The sequence below is a fragment of the Parabacteroides sp. FAFU027 genome, assembly GCF_022808675.1.
Classification (GTDB): Bacteria; Bacteroidota; Bacteroidia; order Bacteroidales; family UBA7332; genus CAXXIC01.
The window spans coordinates 4711-19885 of the sequence record NZ_JAKZKV010000008.1; the positions used below are offsets into that span (position 1 = coordinate 4711).

General features: G+C 41.2%; 13 protein-coding genes. 1 reads left to right on the plus strand and 12 read right to left on the minus strand.

The window, feature by feature from the left end; translation table 11 throughout:
* Positions 1–207: 207 nt before the first annotated feature.
* Complete coding sequence (locus MLE17_RS13005) at positions 208–1824, minus strand: ABC-F family ATP-binding cassette domain-containing protein (RefSeq protein WP_243349141.1); 1617 nt, start codon at positions 1822–1824, stop codon at positions 208–210.
* Positions 1825–1932: 108 nt separating this feature from the next.
* Positions 1933–2472 (minus strand): DUF4337 domain-containing protein, encoded by a 540-nt coding sequence (locus MLE17_RS13010; RefSeq protein ID WP_243349142.1) that lies wholly within the window; start codon positions 2470–2472, stop codon positions 1933–1935.
* 200 nt (positions 2473–2672) lie between these two features.
* On the opposite strand from MLE17_RS13010, the gene MLE17_RS13015 reads away from it, so the two are divergent.
* Positions 2673–4892 carry a RelA/SpoT family protein gene (locus MLE17_RS13015; RefSeq protein WP_243349143.1) on the plus strand — a complete coding sequence of 740 codons (2220 nt, stop codon included), beginning with the start codon at positions 2673–2675 and terminating at the stop codon, positions 4890–4892.
* Between the two features lie 111 nt (positions 4893–5003).
* Here MLE17_RS13015 and rplI read toward each other — a convergent pair whose 3' ends face one another.
* The 10 genes from rplI to MLE17_RS13065 all read right to left on the minus strand — a co-directional run bounded on the left by rplI (position 5004) and on the right by MLE17_RS13065 (position 15076).
* Positions 5004–5447: a 50S ribosomal protein L9 gene (rplI, locus tag MLE17_RS13020; RefSeq protein ID WP_243349144.1), complete on the minus strand. Its 444-nt coding sequence runs from the start codon at positions 5445–5447 to the stop codon at positions 5004–5006.
* 24 nt (positions 5448–5471) lie between these two features.
* On the minus strand, positions 5472–5741 hold the full coding sequence (gene rpsR, locus MLE17_RS13025) for a 30S ribosomal protein S18 (protein ID WP_243349145.1): 270 nt from the start codon (positions 5739–5741) through the stop codon (positions 5472–5474).
* Between the two features lie 12 nt (positions 5742–5753).
* Positions 5754–6092 carry a 30S ribosomal protein S6 gene (rpsF, locus tag MLE17_RS13030; protein ID WP_243349146.1) on the minus strand — a complete coding sequence of 113 codons (339 nt, stop codon included), beginning with the start codon at positions 6090–6092 and terminating at the stop codon, positions 5754–5756.
* A 126-nt stretch (positions 6093–6218) separates the two neighbouring features.
* On the minus strand, positions 6219–6935 hold the full coding sequence (locus tag MLE17_RS13035) for a lysophospholipid acyltransferase family protein (protein ID WP_410795628.1): 717 nt from the start codon (positions 6933–6935) through the stop codon (positions 6219–6221).
* A gap of 112 nt (positions 6936–7047) precedes the next feature.
* Positions 7048–7752, minus strand: a complete 705-nt coding sequence (locus tag MLE17_RS13040) for a response regulator transcription factor (protein ID WP_243349148.1) — start codon at positions 7750–7752, stop codon at positions 7048–7050.
* A 5-nt stretch (positions 7753–7757) separates the two neighbouring features.
* Positions 7758–9299 (minus strand): sensor histidine kinase, encoded by a 1542-nt coding sequence (locus MLE17_RS13045; RefSeq protein WP_243349149.1) that lies wholly within the window; start codon positions 9297–9299, stop codon positions 7758–7760.
* 331 nt (positions 9300–9630) lie between these two features.
* Entirely contained in the window at positions 9631–10761 is a 1131-nt protein-coding gene (gene hemW / locus MLE17_RS13050) for a radical SAM family heme chaperone HemW (RefSeq protein ID WP_243349150.1), read from the minus strand.
* Positions 10762–10766: 5 nt separating this feature from the next.
* Positions 10767–11717, minus strand: a complete 951-nt coding sequence (locus MLE17_RS13055; RefSeq protein ID WP_243349151.1) for an MraY family glycosyltransferase — start codon at positions 11715–11717, stop codon at positions 10767–10769.
* A 101-nt stretch (positions 11718–11818) separates the two neighbouring features.
* The gene (locus tag MLE17_RS13060) at positions 11819–12793 is read right to left on the minus strand and encodes an NAD-dependent epimerase/dehydratase family protein (RefSeq protein ID WP_243349152.1); all 975 of its coding nucleotides are present in this window, start codon (positions 12791–12793) and stop codon (positions 11819–11821) included.
* A gap of 84 nt (positions 12794–12877) precedes the next feature.
* Positions 12878–15076 (minus strand): B12-binding domain-containing radical SAM protein, encoded by a 2199-nt coding sequence (locus MLE17_RS13065; protein ID WP_243349153.1) that lies wholly within the window; start codon positions 15074–15076, stop codon positions 12878–12880.
* Positions 15077–15175 lie beyond the last annotated feature (99 nt).

The window sequence follows — 15175 nt, forward strand, 5'->3', positions numbered from 1 at the left end:
CTATCCAGAAAGATGGCCACAGCAGCATAATCCACCCTATACACCTCCTTTTTTGCTTATTCTGCAACTCTTTGGCCAGACTCCGATAAAAAACAATCTTTCGCAATATTAATGCTAACGCCTGCCTGGTGAGTTCTTAATTGAATGAAATGGGCAAAAATGAAGAGAGGATGCCCTTTTGGGACACCCTCATATATTATTGTGCGATTATGAATTGTATTTCGACATACGAAGCTCGTGAATCTTCTCATCTGTCAGGTACTCTTCAAAATCCATATATTTATCAATAGCACCATCAGGTGTCAGGTCAATCACACGGGAACACACAGACTCGATAAACTCATGGTCATGAGAAGCCATTAGGATTTGTCCCGGATAAGCAATCATATTGTTGTTGAATGCCTGGATAGATTCCATATCCAAGTGGTTCGTCGGGTGGTCAAGAATCAATAGGTTCGGATTCTGAAGCATCATGCGCGAAATCATACAACGCATTTTCTCCCCTCCTGAAAGCACTTGAGCATTTTTCAACAGATCATCACCAGAGAACAGCATACGCCCCAGATAACCACGAAGGAACGACTCACTGGTATCGCTTGAGGATTTGCTCAACCACTCTACCAGGTTTTCCTCTTTCTGGAAAAATTCGGTGTTATCCATTGGCAGATAAGCAGGAGTAATCGTTACACCCCATTCAAATTTACCTGCTGTCGGCTCTAATTCTCCATTGATAATTTTAAAGAAAGTCGTAGTTGCACGGTTATTTTTACCCAGGAATACTACTTTATCTCCTTTTTCAATATTGAACTCTACATTTTTGAACAGGACTTCACCATCTACTTCATATGAAAGACCTTCTACTGTCAGTACACGGTCACCGCAAGGACGTTCCTGCTGGAAGATAATCCCCGGATAACGACGGGTCGACGGTTCAATCTCGTCGATCTTGAGTTTGTCCAACATTTTCTTGCGACTGGTCGTTTGTTTTGACTTCGCCACGTTAGCACTGAATCGCTGGATGAATTCCTGAAGCTCTTTGCGTTTTTCTTCGGCTTTCTTGTTGGCATTTGCCTGTTGACGAGCTGCCAACTGGCTTGATTCGTACCAGAAAGTATAGTTACCCGAGAATGCACGGATTTTACCAAAGTCGATATCCACGATATCGGTACATACATTATCAAGGAAGTGACGGTCGTGAGAAACCACAATCACCGTATTTTCGAAGTTAGCCAGATAGTTTTCCAACCAAAGTACAGTCTCAAGGTCAAGGTCATTGGTAGGCTCATCGAGCAACAGGTTGTCCGGATTTCCGAAAAGAGCCTGAGCCAAAAGCACACGTACCTTTTCTTTACCACTGAGGTCTTTCATCAGCTGGTAGTGCATATCTTCTTTAATCCCCAGACCGCTCAACAGGTTAGCAGCATCGCTCTCAGCTGTCCAGCCCCCCATGTGACCAAATTCATCTTCCAGTTTTGCAGCCAGGTTTCCGTCTTCTTCGGTGAAATCAGCTTTTGAGTATAATTCCTCTTTCTGCTTCATATTATCCCACAACTCTTTGTAACCCATCAGCACAGTATCAAGTACCGTACATTCGTCAAATTCGTAGTGGTTCTGTTTGAGTACCGAAAGGCGTTCGCCTGGTCCCATTGAAATTGTACCTCTTGTAGCATCCAGTTCACCGGAAATCAGTTTTAGGAATGTTGATTTTCCAGCACCGTTTGCGCCGATCACCCCATAACAGTTGCCTGAGGTAAACTTCAGGTCAACATCCTGAAAAAGAGGCTTCTTGCCGAACTGAATAGCTAAATTTGAAACAGTAATCATTAGCGTATATCTTTTCTATATTATTTTGGGCGCAAAGGTACGACTATTCGCCCATTAACTAAAGCAATCTGGGTTAATTATTGATTAATAACCTGACAATGAATCTCATTACATAAAGAGAAAGAACCCATTGAAGAAATAAAGCACACCGGCCACCCCTACCCCAATACTCAGAATCCAGAGAATTTTCTTTTTGATCAACGCTGCTACCGAAGAAAGCAAAATAGCAATCTGCAAGAAAATAACAGCTATACCAAACGCCGAAGAATGTAATTGGCAGTTATCGCGCTCTTTTTCGAATGCTTCTGCCTTTGCCTTGATATCCGCTTTATCGGCATCATACTGTTTCAATTTCTCGTTATAAGTATCTATTTTCTTCTGATATTCAGTTGAGATAGCTTTTGAATTTGGCGAACCAGCCAATAAGTCGCGCTGCAATTCCAGATTATCTTTCTGATTTTCAAAAATGTAACTTTTGATACTTTTTGACTGATAATAAGACCATTGGTTAGCCGCATTGGTTTGGTTCATCAACGCCTTACTCCCATACCCTCCACCTTTAAATGTGGACAAGGTGGCACATACAGCAATCAACACCGTGGACAACGCCAAATAATTAAGCCATTTCTCTTTCTTTTCTTCTGCCATATATTCTGATTTTTAGATTAAATGAATGTAATGCGACGATAATAATTGGTTTGCAAAATTAGAAAATGAAGAGCGATTGACGAAAACATCTGATTCCAAATTATCTTTTTGATATCAATATATTGTGATTAATGACATCTCTATTAATTGGGTATATCTGATAAAGATTGTATATTTGAACCAAATAAAATCCTAAAGAAATGAGTAGTCAGGAATATATCAGTGCAGATGAAGCCAGGGAATTTATTATCAACTACAGGCGATTATTGAAAGCTCTGGAAGGGACAGTTACTTCTCCGGAAATTGATTTAATCAAAACAACAATAAAAGAGGCAATTAATCAGGGATTATACCAGCGTAACGCATACGGTATCCATCCACTGATACGGTTAATTGTGACCGCTAATATACTCAATGAAGAGATTGGGTTGAAGAAAACTTCTATTATCTCCTGGTTCCTCTATGAAGCAGTCGTCAACGGTATATACCAGTTAAATGATTTACAGACGAATTTTGGAGCCGATTCAAGCACTATCATTCGCGGATTATCCAAAATCAACGAACTGTATGCGAAGAATCCCTCGATAGAATCAGAAAATTTCAGCAAACTCTTTATCACCTTCTCTGAAGATGTTCGGGTAGTATTAATCATGCTTGCCGACCGTCTGTTTCTGCTTCGCTCAATCAACCATCATCCCAATGATGATTTCAGGCGTCAGGTAGCGTATGAGGCTTCATACCTCTATGCGCCATTAGCACACCGGCTCGGTCTTTACCGCGTTAAGTCGGAGATGGAAGACCTTTCGCTAAAATATACCAACCGGGAGATTTACACCGAAATTGCAAAGAAGCTGAGTGAAACCAAACGTTCACGTGACACTTATATCTACAATTTCATCGAACCGGTTAAAACCAAACTGGAAGCAGCCGGATTAAAGTTTTCGATAAAGGGACGGACAAAATCGATTCACTCAATCTGGAATAAAATCCGGAAACAGGAAATCGCATTTGAAAAAATATATGACCTTTTCGCCATCCGTATTATCATAGACACTCCTTACGAAAAGGAAAAATCAGATTGCTGGCACGCCTACTCTATCGTTACCGATATGTACCAGCCTAATCCTAAGCGTTTGCGCGACTGGCTCTCCATACCTAAAAGTAATGGTTACGAATCATTACACATCACCGTGATGGGCCCGGAAGGAAAGTGGGTTGAAGTCCAGATCCGTACAGAACGTATGGATGAGATAGCCGAAAAGGGTCTGGCCGCCCACTGGAAATACAAAGGAGTAAAAGGAGAAAGCGGGCTCGATGAATGGCTGAATAACGTACGTGAAGTATTGGAAGCCTCTGATGCCAGCCCGCTCGATGTAATGCAAGAACTAAAACCGGACCTTTACGATAAAGAGATCTTCGTCTTTACCCCTAAAGGCGACCTGCATAAGTTACCGAAAGGTGCTACTATTCTCGATTTTGCTTTCCTGATCCACACGAAACTGGGAAGTAAATGCGTTGGTGCCAAAGTCAATGGTAAGAATGTGACCATCAAGCACAAACTAGCTAGTGGTGATCAGGTGGAAATCCTGACAGCAGCCACACAAGTCCCCAAACAGGACTGGCTCAATATTGTCACAACCTCCAAAGCGCGTATCAAGATCAAACATACGCTCAAGGAAATGGCCTCTAAAGAGGCAGAATACGGCAAAGAGCTTTTGCAACGTCGATTTAAAAACCGCAAAATTGAGATTGATGAGTCAATCCTGATGAAACTGATCAAGAAAAACGGCTTCAAACAGGCAACTGACTTTTTTGCAGATTTAGCTACTGAAAAACTGGACATCAACAAGATACTAGAACAGTACCTGAGCCTCGAGGTGAAAGAGAAAGAACCATCGTCAGAAGGTCGTACTGCTACTGGATTCGTAGCACCGGCTCCAACACCTGAACACACTCATAAAAAGGACGATGAACTTGTTATCGATCAAAATCTGAGAGGAGTTGAATACAAACTGGCTAAATGCTGTAACCCTATATATGGGGACGAAATCTTTGGGTTTATCTCGACACTAGGAGGTATTAAAATCCACCGTACTTCTTGCGCCAATGCTCCGCAGATGATCTCCAGGTTTGGATATCGCATTGTAAAAGCTAAATGGACCGGTAAATCCGATTCTCAATATGCAATCACCTTGCATGTCCTCGGAAATGACGATATCGGCATTGTCACCAACATAACCTCTGTTATTTCAAAAGAGAAAAATGTCATTCTACGCTCAATTTCCATTGATTCTCACGATGGTCTTTTCAGCGGAAATATTACAATATCCATTGGTGACACAGGTCAACTTGAGGCACTAATTAAAAAAATACGCACCATAAAAGGTGTAAAGAAAGTTGAGCGCGGAAGCCAGATATAATCTGACTTCCGCTTTCACAATGTTTTGAACATTGGAAAGTAACCTCAAATCACACAAAAAAGGCTGTCTTCGAATGAAGACAGCCTTTTTCAATTTATAATGTAGCTAAAATTACTCAGCAACAACTTCGAAAGGAATCTCAACGCTAACTTCTTTGTGAAGTTTCAAAGTAGCTTTGAATGAACCCAACTCTTTAACAGCTTCTTTAATGATGATCACTTTACGATCAACTTCGAAACCAAGTTTAGCCAAAGCTTCAGCAATCTGAATGTTGTTTACAGATCCGAATACTTTACCGGTAGAGCTTGCTTTTGCACCGATTGTCAAAGAAACACCATCAAGTTTAGCTGCCAACTCTTGCATATCAGCTTTTATTTTAGCCAATTTGTGAGCACGCTGTCTAAGGTTTTCTTCCAACATTTTGATTGCAGAAGGTGTAGCGATGATCGCTTTTCCCTGAGGAATCAGGTAGTTTCTGCCATATCCGTCTTTAACGGTTACGATATCGTCTTTGTAACCCAGGTTGGTTACGTCTTCTTTTAATATTAATTGCATAGTTGTATTTCCTCCTTCTGATTATTATTTCATCATATCAGTAACATACGGAAGCAACGCCAGGTGACGAGCTCTTTTTACAGCCTGAGCAATTCTTCTTTGGAATTTCAGTGAAGTACCGGTGATACGACGTGGTAAAATTTTACCCTGCTCGTTCAGGAATTTTTTCAAGAACTCAGGATCTTTGTAGTCGATGTAACGAATACCGCTTTTTTTGAAACGGCAATATTTTTTTCTGTTTACGTCAACAGAAGGGGGAGTTAAATATCTGATTTCAGAATTTGCTTGTGCCATGATTGATTCTCCTTACGCTTTAGTTGCTTTAATACTTTTTCTTTTAGCTGCATACTCAGCGGCAAATTTATCCATTTTGAAAGTAAGGAAACGGATAACGCGCTCGTCGCGACGATAGTTAACTTCTAACTTAGCGATAGTGGCCGGAGAAGCTTTAAACTCGATCAATTGGTAAAAACCGGTAGATTTTTTCTGAATTGGATAAGCCAGTTTTTTCAAGCCCCAATTCTCTTCATTCACGATTTCTGCGCCTTCAGCTGCCAGAATACCTTTGAATTTTTCTACCGCTTCCTTCATCTGTACATCAGACAAAACGGGAGTCAAAATGAAAACGGTTTCGTAATGGTTCATTTGTTTATAATTTGGTTTATTAAATTGCGGTGCAAAAGTAGCGATTATTTTCCGTCCGACAAAACAGAATTCAAAATTTCGCAGCATTAAAATGCTCAGCCACTTAATTTTCGGCCTACATTCGTTTTACTTCAATCCTAAAGATATAACGCTATGACATTTTTCCATCAGTGATGGAATATCATCAACTGATAAATCGTCCGTTGAAATTGGCTCATGAATAACCAGTTTCAGATGCATCGGACGCAACGTATGTGCTCCTCTGGGCATAATACGAAAAGGACCATCTATTGAAATCGGCACTATAGGCAGATTCAGATCTGTTGCCAATTGAAATGCGCCTTTTTTAAACCTGCCTATTTTTCCGGTTTGAGTACGGCTTCCTTCCGGGAATACAACAACAGAAAGCCCACCGGAAAGTTGTTTCCGGGCATTTTCAAGACTCTCCTTAATGGATTTGGGATTGCTCCGGTCTACAAAAATATGTCCGGCAGACGCACAGGCTGCGCCAACAAAAGGCAAACTCCGCAACTCCTGCTTCATAATCCATCGAAAGTTATGATTTAAGAATCCATAGATCAGGAAAATATCAAAGGCCCCCTGGTGATTCGCAACAAAGATATACGAGTGTGACTTCATCAGATTATATCTGCCCTCAACTTTTACAGGGCAGAATGCCAGATAACAGGTTATTATAGACCACAAACGAGCCGGGTAAAATCCCCAAAAACGGTTCCCAAACAAGAAAGAACCGATGATAGTCGTTAGCGCCGTAAAAACTGTCACTACGATAAAAACCGGCAAAAAAACAAGCCATTGATACAGAAAGAGAACAATTCGAATCATTTTTGGAAGATATTAAATTCTGGGAAGAATATATTTATCCGGCAAAAATAGAATAAAAAAGCCGCCGCGAAATTCTCACGGCGGCTTTATAATCATTTAATAAACAGAATTAAGACTGTTCGATTTCCGGTGCTATCAATTTGTATCCTTTACCGTGGATATTGATGATTTCAATTTCCGGATCATCTTTCAGGTGTTTACGAAGTTTTGTGATGTAAACATCCATGCTACGAGCATTGAAATAGTTATCATCCACCCAGATAGCTTTCAAAGCAAAATTACGCTCCAGAATTTCATTTGCATGAGCGCATAACAAGCTCAACAAGTCTGATTCTTTCGTAGTAAGTTTGGTTGATTTTGTTCCAATAGAGAGAATTTGTTTCTGGGTATCGAAAGTAAATTTACCGATACGGTAATTTTGAACTTCTTTTCCTTTTTTACCTTTGATACGACGCAGGATAGCTTCGATACGAAGGATCAACTCTTCCATAGAGAAAGGTTTAGTGATATAATCGTCAGCTCCAAGCTTGAAACCTTCAAGAATATCTTCTTTTAATGTTTTTGCTGTAAGGAAAATAATGGGCACTTCACTGTTGGTAGCTCTGATTTCCTGAGCGAGTGTAAATCCATCTTTTTTAGGCATCATGACATCAAATACACAAATGTCATAGCTACCTTTCATGAAAGCTTTATAACCAGCTTCGCCATCCGGACAAAGTTCTGCGTTATAACCTTTTGCCTGGAGATACTCTCTCAGCAACATACCTAGATTTTCGTCATCTTCGCAAAGAAGGACATGCAATTTTTCTTCCATAGTGGTCAGTTTTTAGTTATTTGTAGTGAAATAATGAATTTAGTTCCAATGTTAACTTCGCTTTCAGCACGAATACTTCCGTTATGATCATCAACAATTTTCTTCACATAAGCCAATCCAAGCCCAAAACCTTTAACATCGTGCAAATTACCGGTATGGACACGGTAAAAACGTTCGAATATTTTTTTCAGATTTTCCTTTTTAATACCGATCCCATTGTCCATAATTGAAATATGTAACTTACCGGCATCATTCCAGGTTGCAACACTTAATTTCAGTGGATCTTCCGGCCTACTGTATTTTACAGCATTATCCAGAAGATTAAAAACCACATTGGTTATGTGCATTTCATCAGCCATTACCCGACTATGCACAGCCTGAAGTTCACATTCGATAGTCCCGCCGTATTTCTCAACCTTCAATCTGAATTTATCAACGACATCAGCAATCAGGTTATTCATATCAACCTCTTTAAATTTCAACACCACTTTCTGGCGATCAAAGAGCGACATTTGCAGAACTTTCTCAACCTGAAAACTTAAACGTTTTGTTTCATCAGTTATTACACCAGAAATATGTTGAAACATTGTCGGATTTTTGGCTACAGCTGAGTCTTTCAACATTTGCGCCGCCAACGATATCGTTGACAGTGGCGTTTTAAACTCATGGGTCATATTATTAATAAAATCATTCCGCATCTCAGACAAACGCTTCTGCCTGAATATCACAATAATGGTAAATCCAAACGTTATCAACAGGACGAAAGTAAAAATAAAAGACGGTATCATAAACCTCACGGAGTTAAAGATATAACTACGTTTAGTCGGGAAATAGACTTTCAGCAAATTCAAGGTCAACGGGGTATCATTTGGAAACAATATCTGAGTATAAACCTCATCTTCCCGTTGCATTGCAACATCTGCACTCTTATATATTACCCTCTTATTATTATCAATCACCTCATACTCAAAGAGTAAATTCAGCCCATTATTCTGAAATTCAGATTTAAGCATATCTTTGAGGTCCTTTACCTCAATACGCTCAGACAGAGGTTTTGTACCAGATTTGTACAAAATATTCAGAATCACATCATCCAAAAGAGCCTTTTCATACAAATATCGTCCTTTCAGAACCTCCTGCAATTCATTTGAAGTCTTCAGTATCGATTTCACGCCATGCTCTGAAGAAATATAAACTCTGGGAGCACTTTGTTTAGTCGAAGGATTAACACCTGGCTTTGTAAGGTTTTTCGACTTAGCCATCCGATAATCCTGATTCAGGATTTTCTGATACTGGTCTGTTAGTTCATCAAAATTATATTTATGCTCTGTTTTAGCAGTTGCGATTATATCTTCTTCCAGATAATGTTTTGTCTCTTCGTTTTCCAGATTCTTAGAGACTTGATAAAGGCTTCGCATCACAGCTTCGTTAAACTGCTCTTTTCGCATCTTTACCATCTCGTTAATGTAGTCAATCTGAAGAGCGAGGAGCGTAACGAAAGTCAATACCATTACAATGATTAAAAGCCAAATCGTAGATTTTCTCATTTCAGGGTTACATTATAATCATTGATTAGTTCTTAATCAACACAAACACGCCAACCTGTTTAATAATTAAACACATGATTGGTTAATTTGTTTAGGTCATCTTCAAAATCAGGGTCTTTTCCTATTAACATGCAACTGCAAATTTAACAGGTTGGCTGTTAATATCCAAATTTTTATTTGCGTTTTTTTGAAAGGCCACCCACCTGATTACTGTTATTTAACTTTATCGCCTCACGACAGGTAAATATTCTTAATACAAAACAAAGAGACTATGTATTAGTTTTGGAGATATTTTTAGTTAACAAGGGGGATTAATGAGAACTACTATAACTTAATCTACACACATTAGTTGCGCCATAATCGCATCAGACATAAAAAGGCCACAATCTGTGATTTTCAGACACTTACCATCATCAACCAGCCACTTTTTATCAATAAAACCACGGGCTTCATCGAGACAATAACGGTAGAGTTCATTGCCAAATTGAGTCTTCAAATCATCAAGATTTAACCCCCACATGGTACGCAGAGAGGTGATGATAAGGTCATTATATCTGGAGTAAATATTTGATTTTTCAATCTCAGGTGACCAATTCCCAGTCTCAATATTTTCAATATAATTCTTCAGATCGGCTCTGTTTGAAGACCTATTTATCCCATTATAAGAATGAGCGGATGCTCCGATACCCAGATAAGGCACTCCTTTCCAGTATGAAGAATTGTGCTTTGAAAAATATTTATCAAGAGCAAAATTGGAAATTTCGTAATGAACAAACTGATGTGCGGATAGTTTTTTCCGCAAAAGGTCGAACATATCCAGGCTTAATTGCTCATCAGCTTCTTTGACTTTTCCTGCCTTTAATTGACTATGTAGCTTTGTCCCCTTTTCATAAATCAGATGATAAGCCGAAATATGCTGAACAGGAAGTTTTATTGCCTCATTAAGATTATACGACCAGTCTGATAATGTTTGACCGGGCAATCCATACATCAAATCAATGCTGATATTTGAAAAACCCAAACGACTACAGCACCACACTGCATCCTTTGCTTGTTGAGCGGAATGACGACGGTTAATCTTTTCAAGTTCACCATCAATAAAACTCTGAATTCCAATACTAATACGATTGAATGGCAACTGGAGTAAGCCTCTGATATAATCCTCACTCAGGTCATCCGGATTGGCTTCGAGAGTAATTTCAGCCCCGGAATCAACCCGATAATATTGATTAATGACAGAAAACACCTTTTCAAAATCAGTTATCGAAAGCTGGGAAGGTGTACCTCCGCCGAAATAGATGGTCTGAATTGTGATATCCGGAAGCTCATCTTTTCGCAACTGCAACTCTTTACAAATCGCATCAACATAGCGCTCCACCCACTGTTCTTGAGTGGAAGAGTAAAAATCGCAATAACTGCAACGCGTTTTGCAAAAAGGGATATGGATATAGATGCCTGCCATATATATTATTTTGTAGAAGCCATAAGTCTCAGCTTCAAAGGATAGATTGCCACAAAGGGTAAAACAACCAAAGCGTAAAGTGCAATTGCGGGTAACCGGTTATAAAATAAAATGACAACCAACGAAACAATCCCCTGAAGCAGAGCATAGGAGAAAGAAACAACACGATGGTCTATCTTTTGCTCATTGGCCAGAATCTGATAAAAATGAAGTCGATGCGGCTGAAAGATATTCTGTTTGAGATAAATACGGTGAATCACTGTAGCGGCAGCATCTACGCCATAAACGGTAAGTAGTAATAACCATGAGGCATTGCCGGTTTTCATTACCAATTGCAACAACAGCATAATAATCCAGAATGCAATGGAAACGCTGCCCACATCACCGGCAAAGCATTTTGCACGCTTCCTGTAATTAAAGAAAAGGAATACAAGTGAAGCAAAAACCGGATACCAAATAAAATCAGATTCGGTAAAAGCAACTATCTTGTTATTGATAAAAGCCAATGCCAAAAGGATAGAGAGGCTGTACAGACCTGTAATGCCATTAATCCCATCCATGAAGTTATAGGCATTTATCACTCCCACAACAAAGAAATAGGCCAATGTTATTTGCCAGAAATTGAGGATTTCAAATAATCCGATACCGTAAAATGCCAGGGAAACGGCTGTCATGTGGATTGCAAAACGTACCCGTGAATGCAGATTCTGAATATCATCCATAAAGCTGATAAGGCTTATCAGTGTAAAACCGGCCAGAAACCAGCCGCTTTCCTGAATATGCAAGCAGGAGTAAATTGCCCCTGCTACCCAGAAAATTACGCCACCTCCACGAAGCGTAATATCACTGTGAGAACTACGCTCATTCGGTTTATCGATAATATTGAATTTGTCCGCAATTTTGAAATAGATGAGTAAGGCACCAAAAAGGGCAGCTAACAATAATAGATAGTTCATTGGGATTATTTCTGGGTTCCTTCGAATGGTAAAAAATTTATTGCTCCGCGGTGTTCAGTATGGCGACCTCCCTGAATTATGGTAGGTTAGGTAGGTGTTTATTATTTTCCACAGATAAAATCTAGTGCCAAAAAAGATTTAATCGTTTGCTGCAATCCCTCTTTAGCTGAAACAGGCATTTTCTCTATCCCCAACGCTGTCTTCAGTTTTGCATTCGAAACGACATAATTTTCGGTCAGCTTCTTGAGACGTTCCGAATTCAATGGCAAATGAAGAGTATCTCCGGCTTTTGCGACAGAGCGGATAAGTCCTGCATTGATATTCCATATTCTTGTACGCGAACCAAGCGTCCCGGAAATGACAGATATCAGTTCATTAGTCGAAAGCGCCTCGTCGTCCCCAATCTGATAAATACCTGATTCGACATTCCCCTCAATCAATCGCATTAATACAAAGCCTAAATTGTCGATTGAGGTAAAAGAGCGTTTATTTTCAAAAGCGCCCAAAGGATAGGGGATACCTTTTTTCACTAAACGGTACAAGAGGTTCAGATTACCCTTATTGCCCGGACCATGAATCATACAGGGACGGAGGATATAGACTCTCTTTCCCGTACTTTCCAGTTTCTGCATTTCCGATTGAATGTATTCTTCAGCCTTAAGTTTTGACTGCCCGTAAGGAGTCTGTGGATTAGCTTTGTGACTTTCAAGCAATATATCACCTTCAACTGTATCAGCTGCGGCTTTTACCGAACTGAAAAAGATAAAGGTTTTCGCTTTGGATTGCAGGAAAAGGTCAAATATCTGTTTGGTCAGGCCATAATTGACATCAAAATAGGATTGAGCGTCAGAGGTATTTTTAGTATCGTGAGCTTTGCCCGCGAGGTGAATAACAGTATCAACAGTATCCCAATCGATTGGTTTTAGGTATTCCCATATAAACTGTCTCTGATAAAGAGCCGTTGCATAGTGTATAACATCCAACGCATGAAGTTCAAACCAGGATTTCTCTTTCAGATAAGCGGCAACATTCTTGCCCACAAATCCATAAGCTCCTGTAATTAATATTTTGGTCATATAGCTCTTTCTTAATTTCAATTCTGGAATGCAAAGATAGCCATCTTATCAATATTTGCTTTTGATAAAGAGTGATAAAAACAATTACAAGAGTAACAGGCCGTTTTCCCTCAGCTCTTCCACCGTGCGGCTGTTCCAGAATATCTGGAAATCGCCCAGTTTTGCCGATTCATAGCTCTCTTTAAGTTGTTGGAGTTTCACCGGCTTGTCGCTTTGAAGCGAGATTGATGTCATTGCCTCTGCCAGCCATCTGCCTAAATCCTGCGAAACCTTCAGCGCCAGGTCGTATTTCTTATTGTGGAAAATCAGTTCCGAAGCCTGGACGGTTTTGCCCTTTTTCTTCTTTTCGTAGAAACGGATTTCGGGAAGATTGCCCAACCAAATCACCTGCCGGTTCAAAGGCAATCCCGTTTCATCCGGTGCTGCGAGGGCTTTCTGGATAAAATTGGACGGGATGGTGGTCACCGGCACCTTGAAATCAAACCACTGGCTGAGCGGAATATCAAAACCAACGCCGTGCATGTAATTGAACAAGGATTTGCGCAGTCCTTCGCCGAACATCTGGTGGTCTGCCCCGATGCGGTCGATGTGCGGCACATCATTATTGGCAAATTTGCCTTTATTCTTGATAGCCTGCACGCCAAAAGGCTGCGGATTGAGTCCGATAGGGCTGTGAGCCGTCATGGTAAAGAGGTGCCAGAAGCCCGATTGCAACACACCTTCCTGAAATAGCTGACGAACCATTTCGAGTGAGTCGATGGTTTCGCGGTCAGTCTGCGTAGGAAATCCATACATCAGGTAAGCGTGTACCATGATGCCGCATTGGGTGAAATTGTCGGCTACCTTGGCCACCTGTGCCACGGTAACGCCTTTATTAATGAGTTTCAAAAGACGGTCGGAAGCCACTTCGAGACCACCCGAAACAGCGATGCAACCCGCCTCTTTCAGCAAAGCACAAAGGTCTGCCGTATAGTTTTTCTCAAACCGGATATTGGTCCACCAGGAGACGCGAAGACCGCGTCGCAGGATTTCCAGCGCCAAATCACGCAACAAAGCGGGTGGTGCGGCTTCATCCACGAAGTGAAAACCGTTTTGTCCGGTCTGACGGATAATCGCCTCCATCCTATCGCATATCAAAGCGGCGGAATTGGGCTCGAAACGGCGGATGTAATCGAGCGAACAGTCGCAGAAGGAGCATTTCCCCCAGTAGCAACCGTGCGCCAGGGTCAGTTTATTCCAGCGTCCGTCACTCCAGAGGCGGTGCATCGGATTGACAATCTCGATGACCGAGAGATATTTATCCAAAAGCAAATCGGAATAATCAGGCGTACCCACTTCGGATTGCGGAAAATCCTTTTCATCTGACTCATTGAGGTAGCACACCTCGTCATTGAGGAGTGTGAAAGTGCGTTTGAGGTCGTCGAGCTTGCATTTTCCCTCAAAATATTCCAACAGGCGAAGCAAGGGCAATTCGCCGTCGTCGAGAGTTACAAAGTCGACGTATTTAAAGAGTAATTCTTCACGTAATGATCGCAATTCGGTATTCGGATAGCCGCCCCCCATCACCACTTTTATCTCCGGGTGATTGGCTTTGAGCCATTGGCCGCACTTGAGTGCGCTATAGAGATTACCGGGAAACGGCACGGAAAGTCCGACCACGGTTGGCTTTTCCTGATTGATTTTTTCCTGTAAAAGTGAAAGAAGAATCTCATCCACAAAGCTCGCCGGAGCATTGAGTCGCTCCTCCAGCGCATCGAATGAGGTGGCGCAACGGCCCAGACTCTCGGCATAACGACTGAATCCAAACTGCGGGTCAACCGCCTCTATGATCAGGTCGGAAATATCTTCGAGATAGAGGGTAATGAGGTGTCGCGCCTTGTCACGCGTCCCCATCGTGCCAAAGGCCCACTCCAGCTCCTCGGTCTCTTCGGTAAAGCGGGAGGCTTCGGGCAGGAAACTGCCTTCGCAGATGACCTGTGCCAGGGTGGAGTTTTTATCTTGCAGAAAAGCAATGGCCGCATCGATGGTCTGAATATAGTCGCGCTTCAGACTGACCATGCGTTGGGCATTAGACGAAAGTTCGGGTTTATTTTCCTCAATATATTGAAAAAGGGAGCAGAATCCTTCGGATGAAAACAGCCTCAGAATCACCTCAATTCCCAAATCGGCCTGCACGGAGGCGATACCGCGGGTGTTGAAAAAACCTTTGAGGTACATGGTCGCCGGATAGGGCGTATTGAGTTGGGTAAACGGTGGCGTGATGAGCAGTATCTTCTGATTCATTGATGCGTGTTAGTTATTTGTCTGTCATTAAACAAATAAGAGAGGATAAAGTTAGGATATTTACGAGGATGGGGCCGGTTGGCTTTGGGTTAATTAACG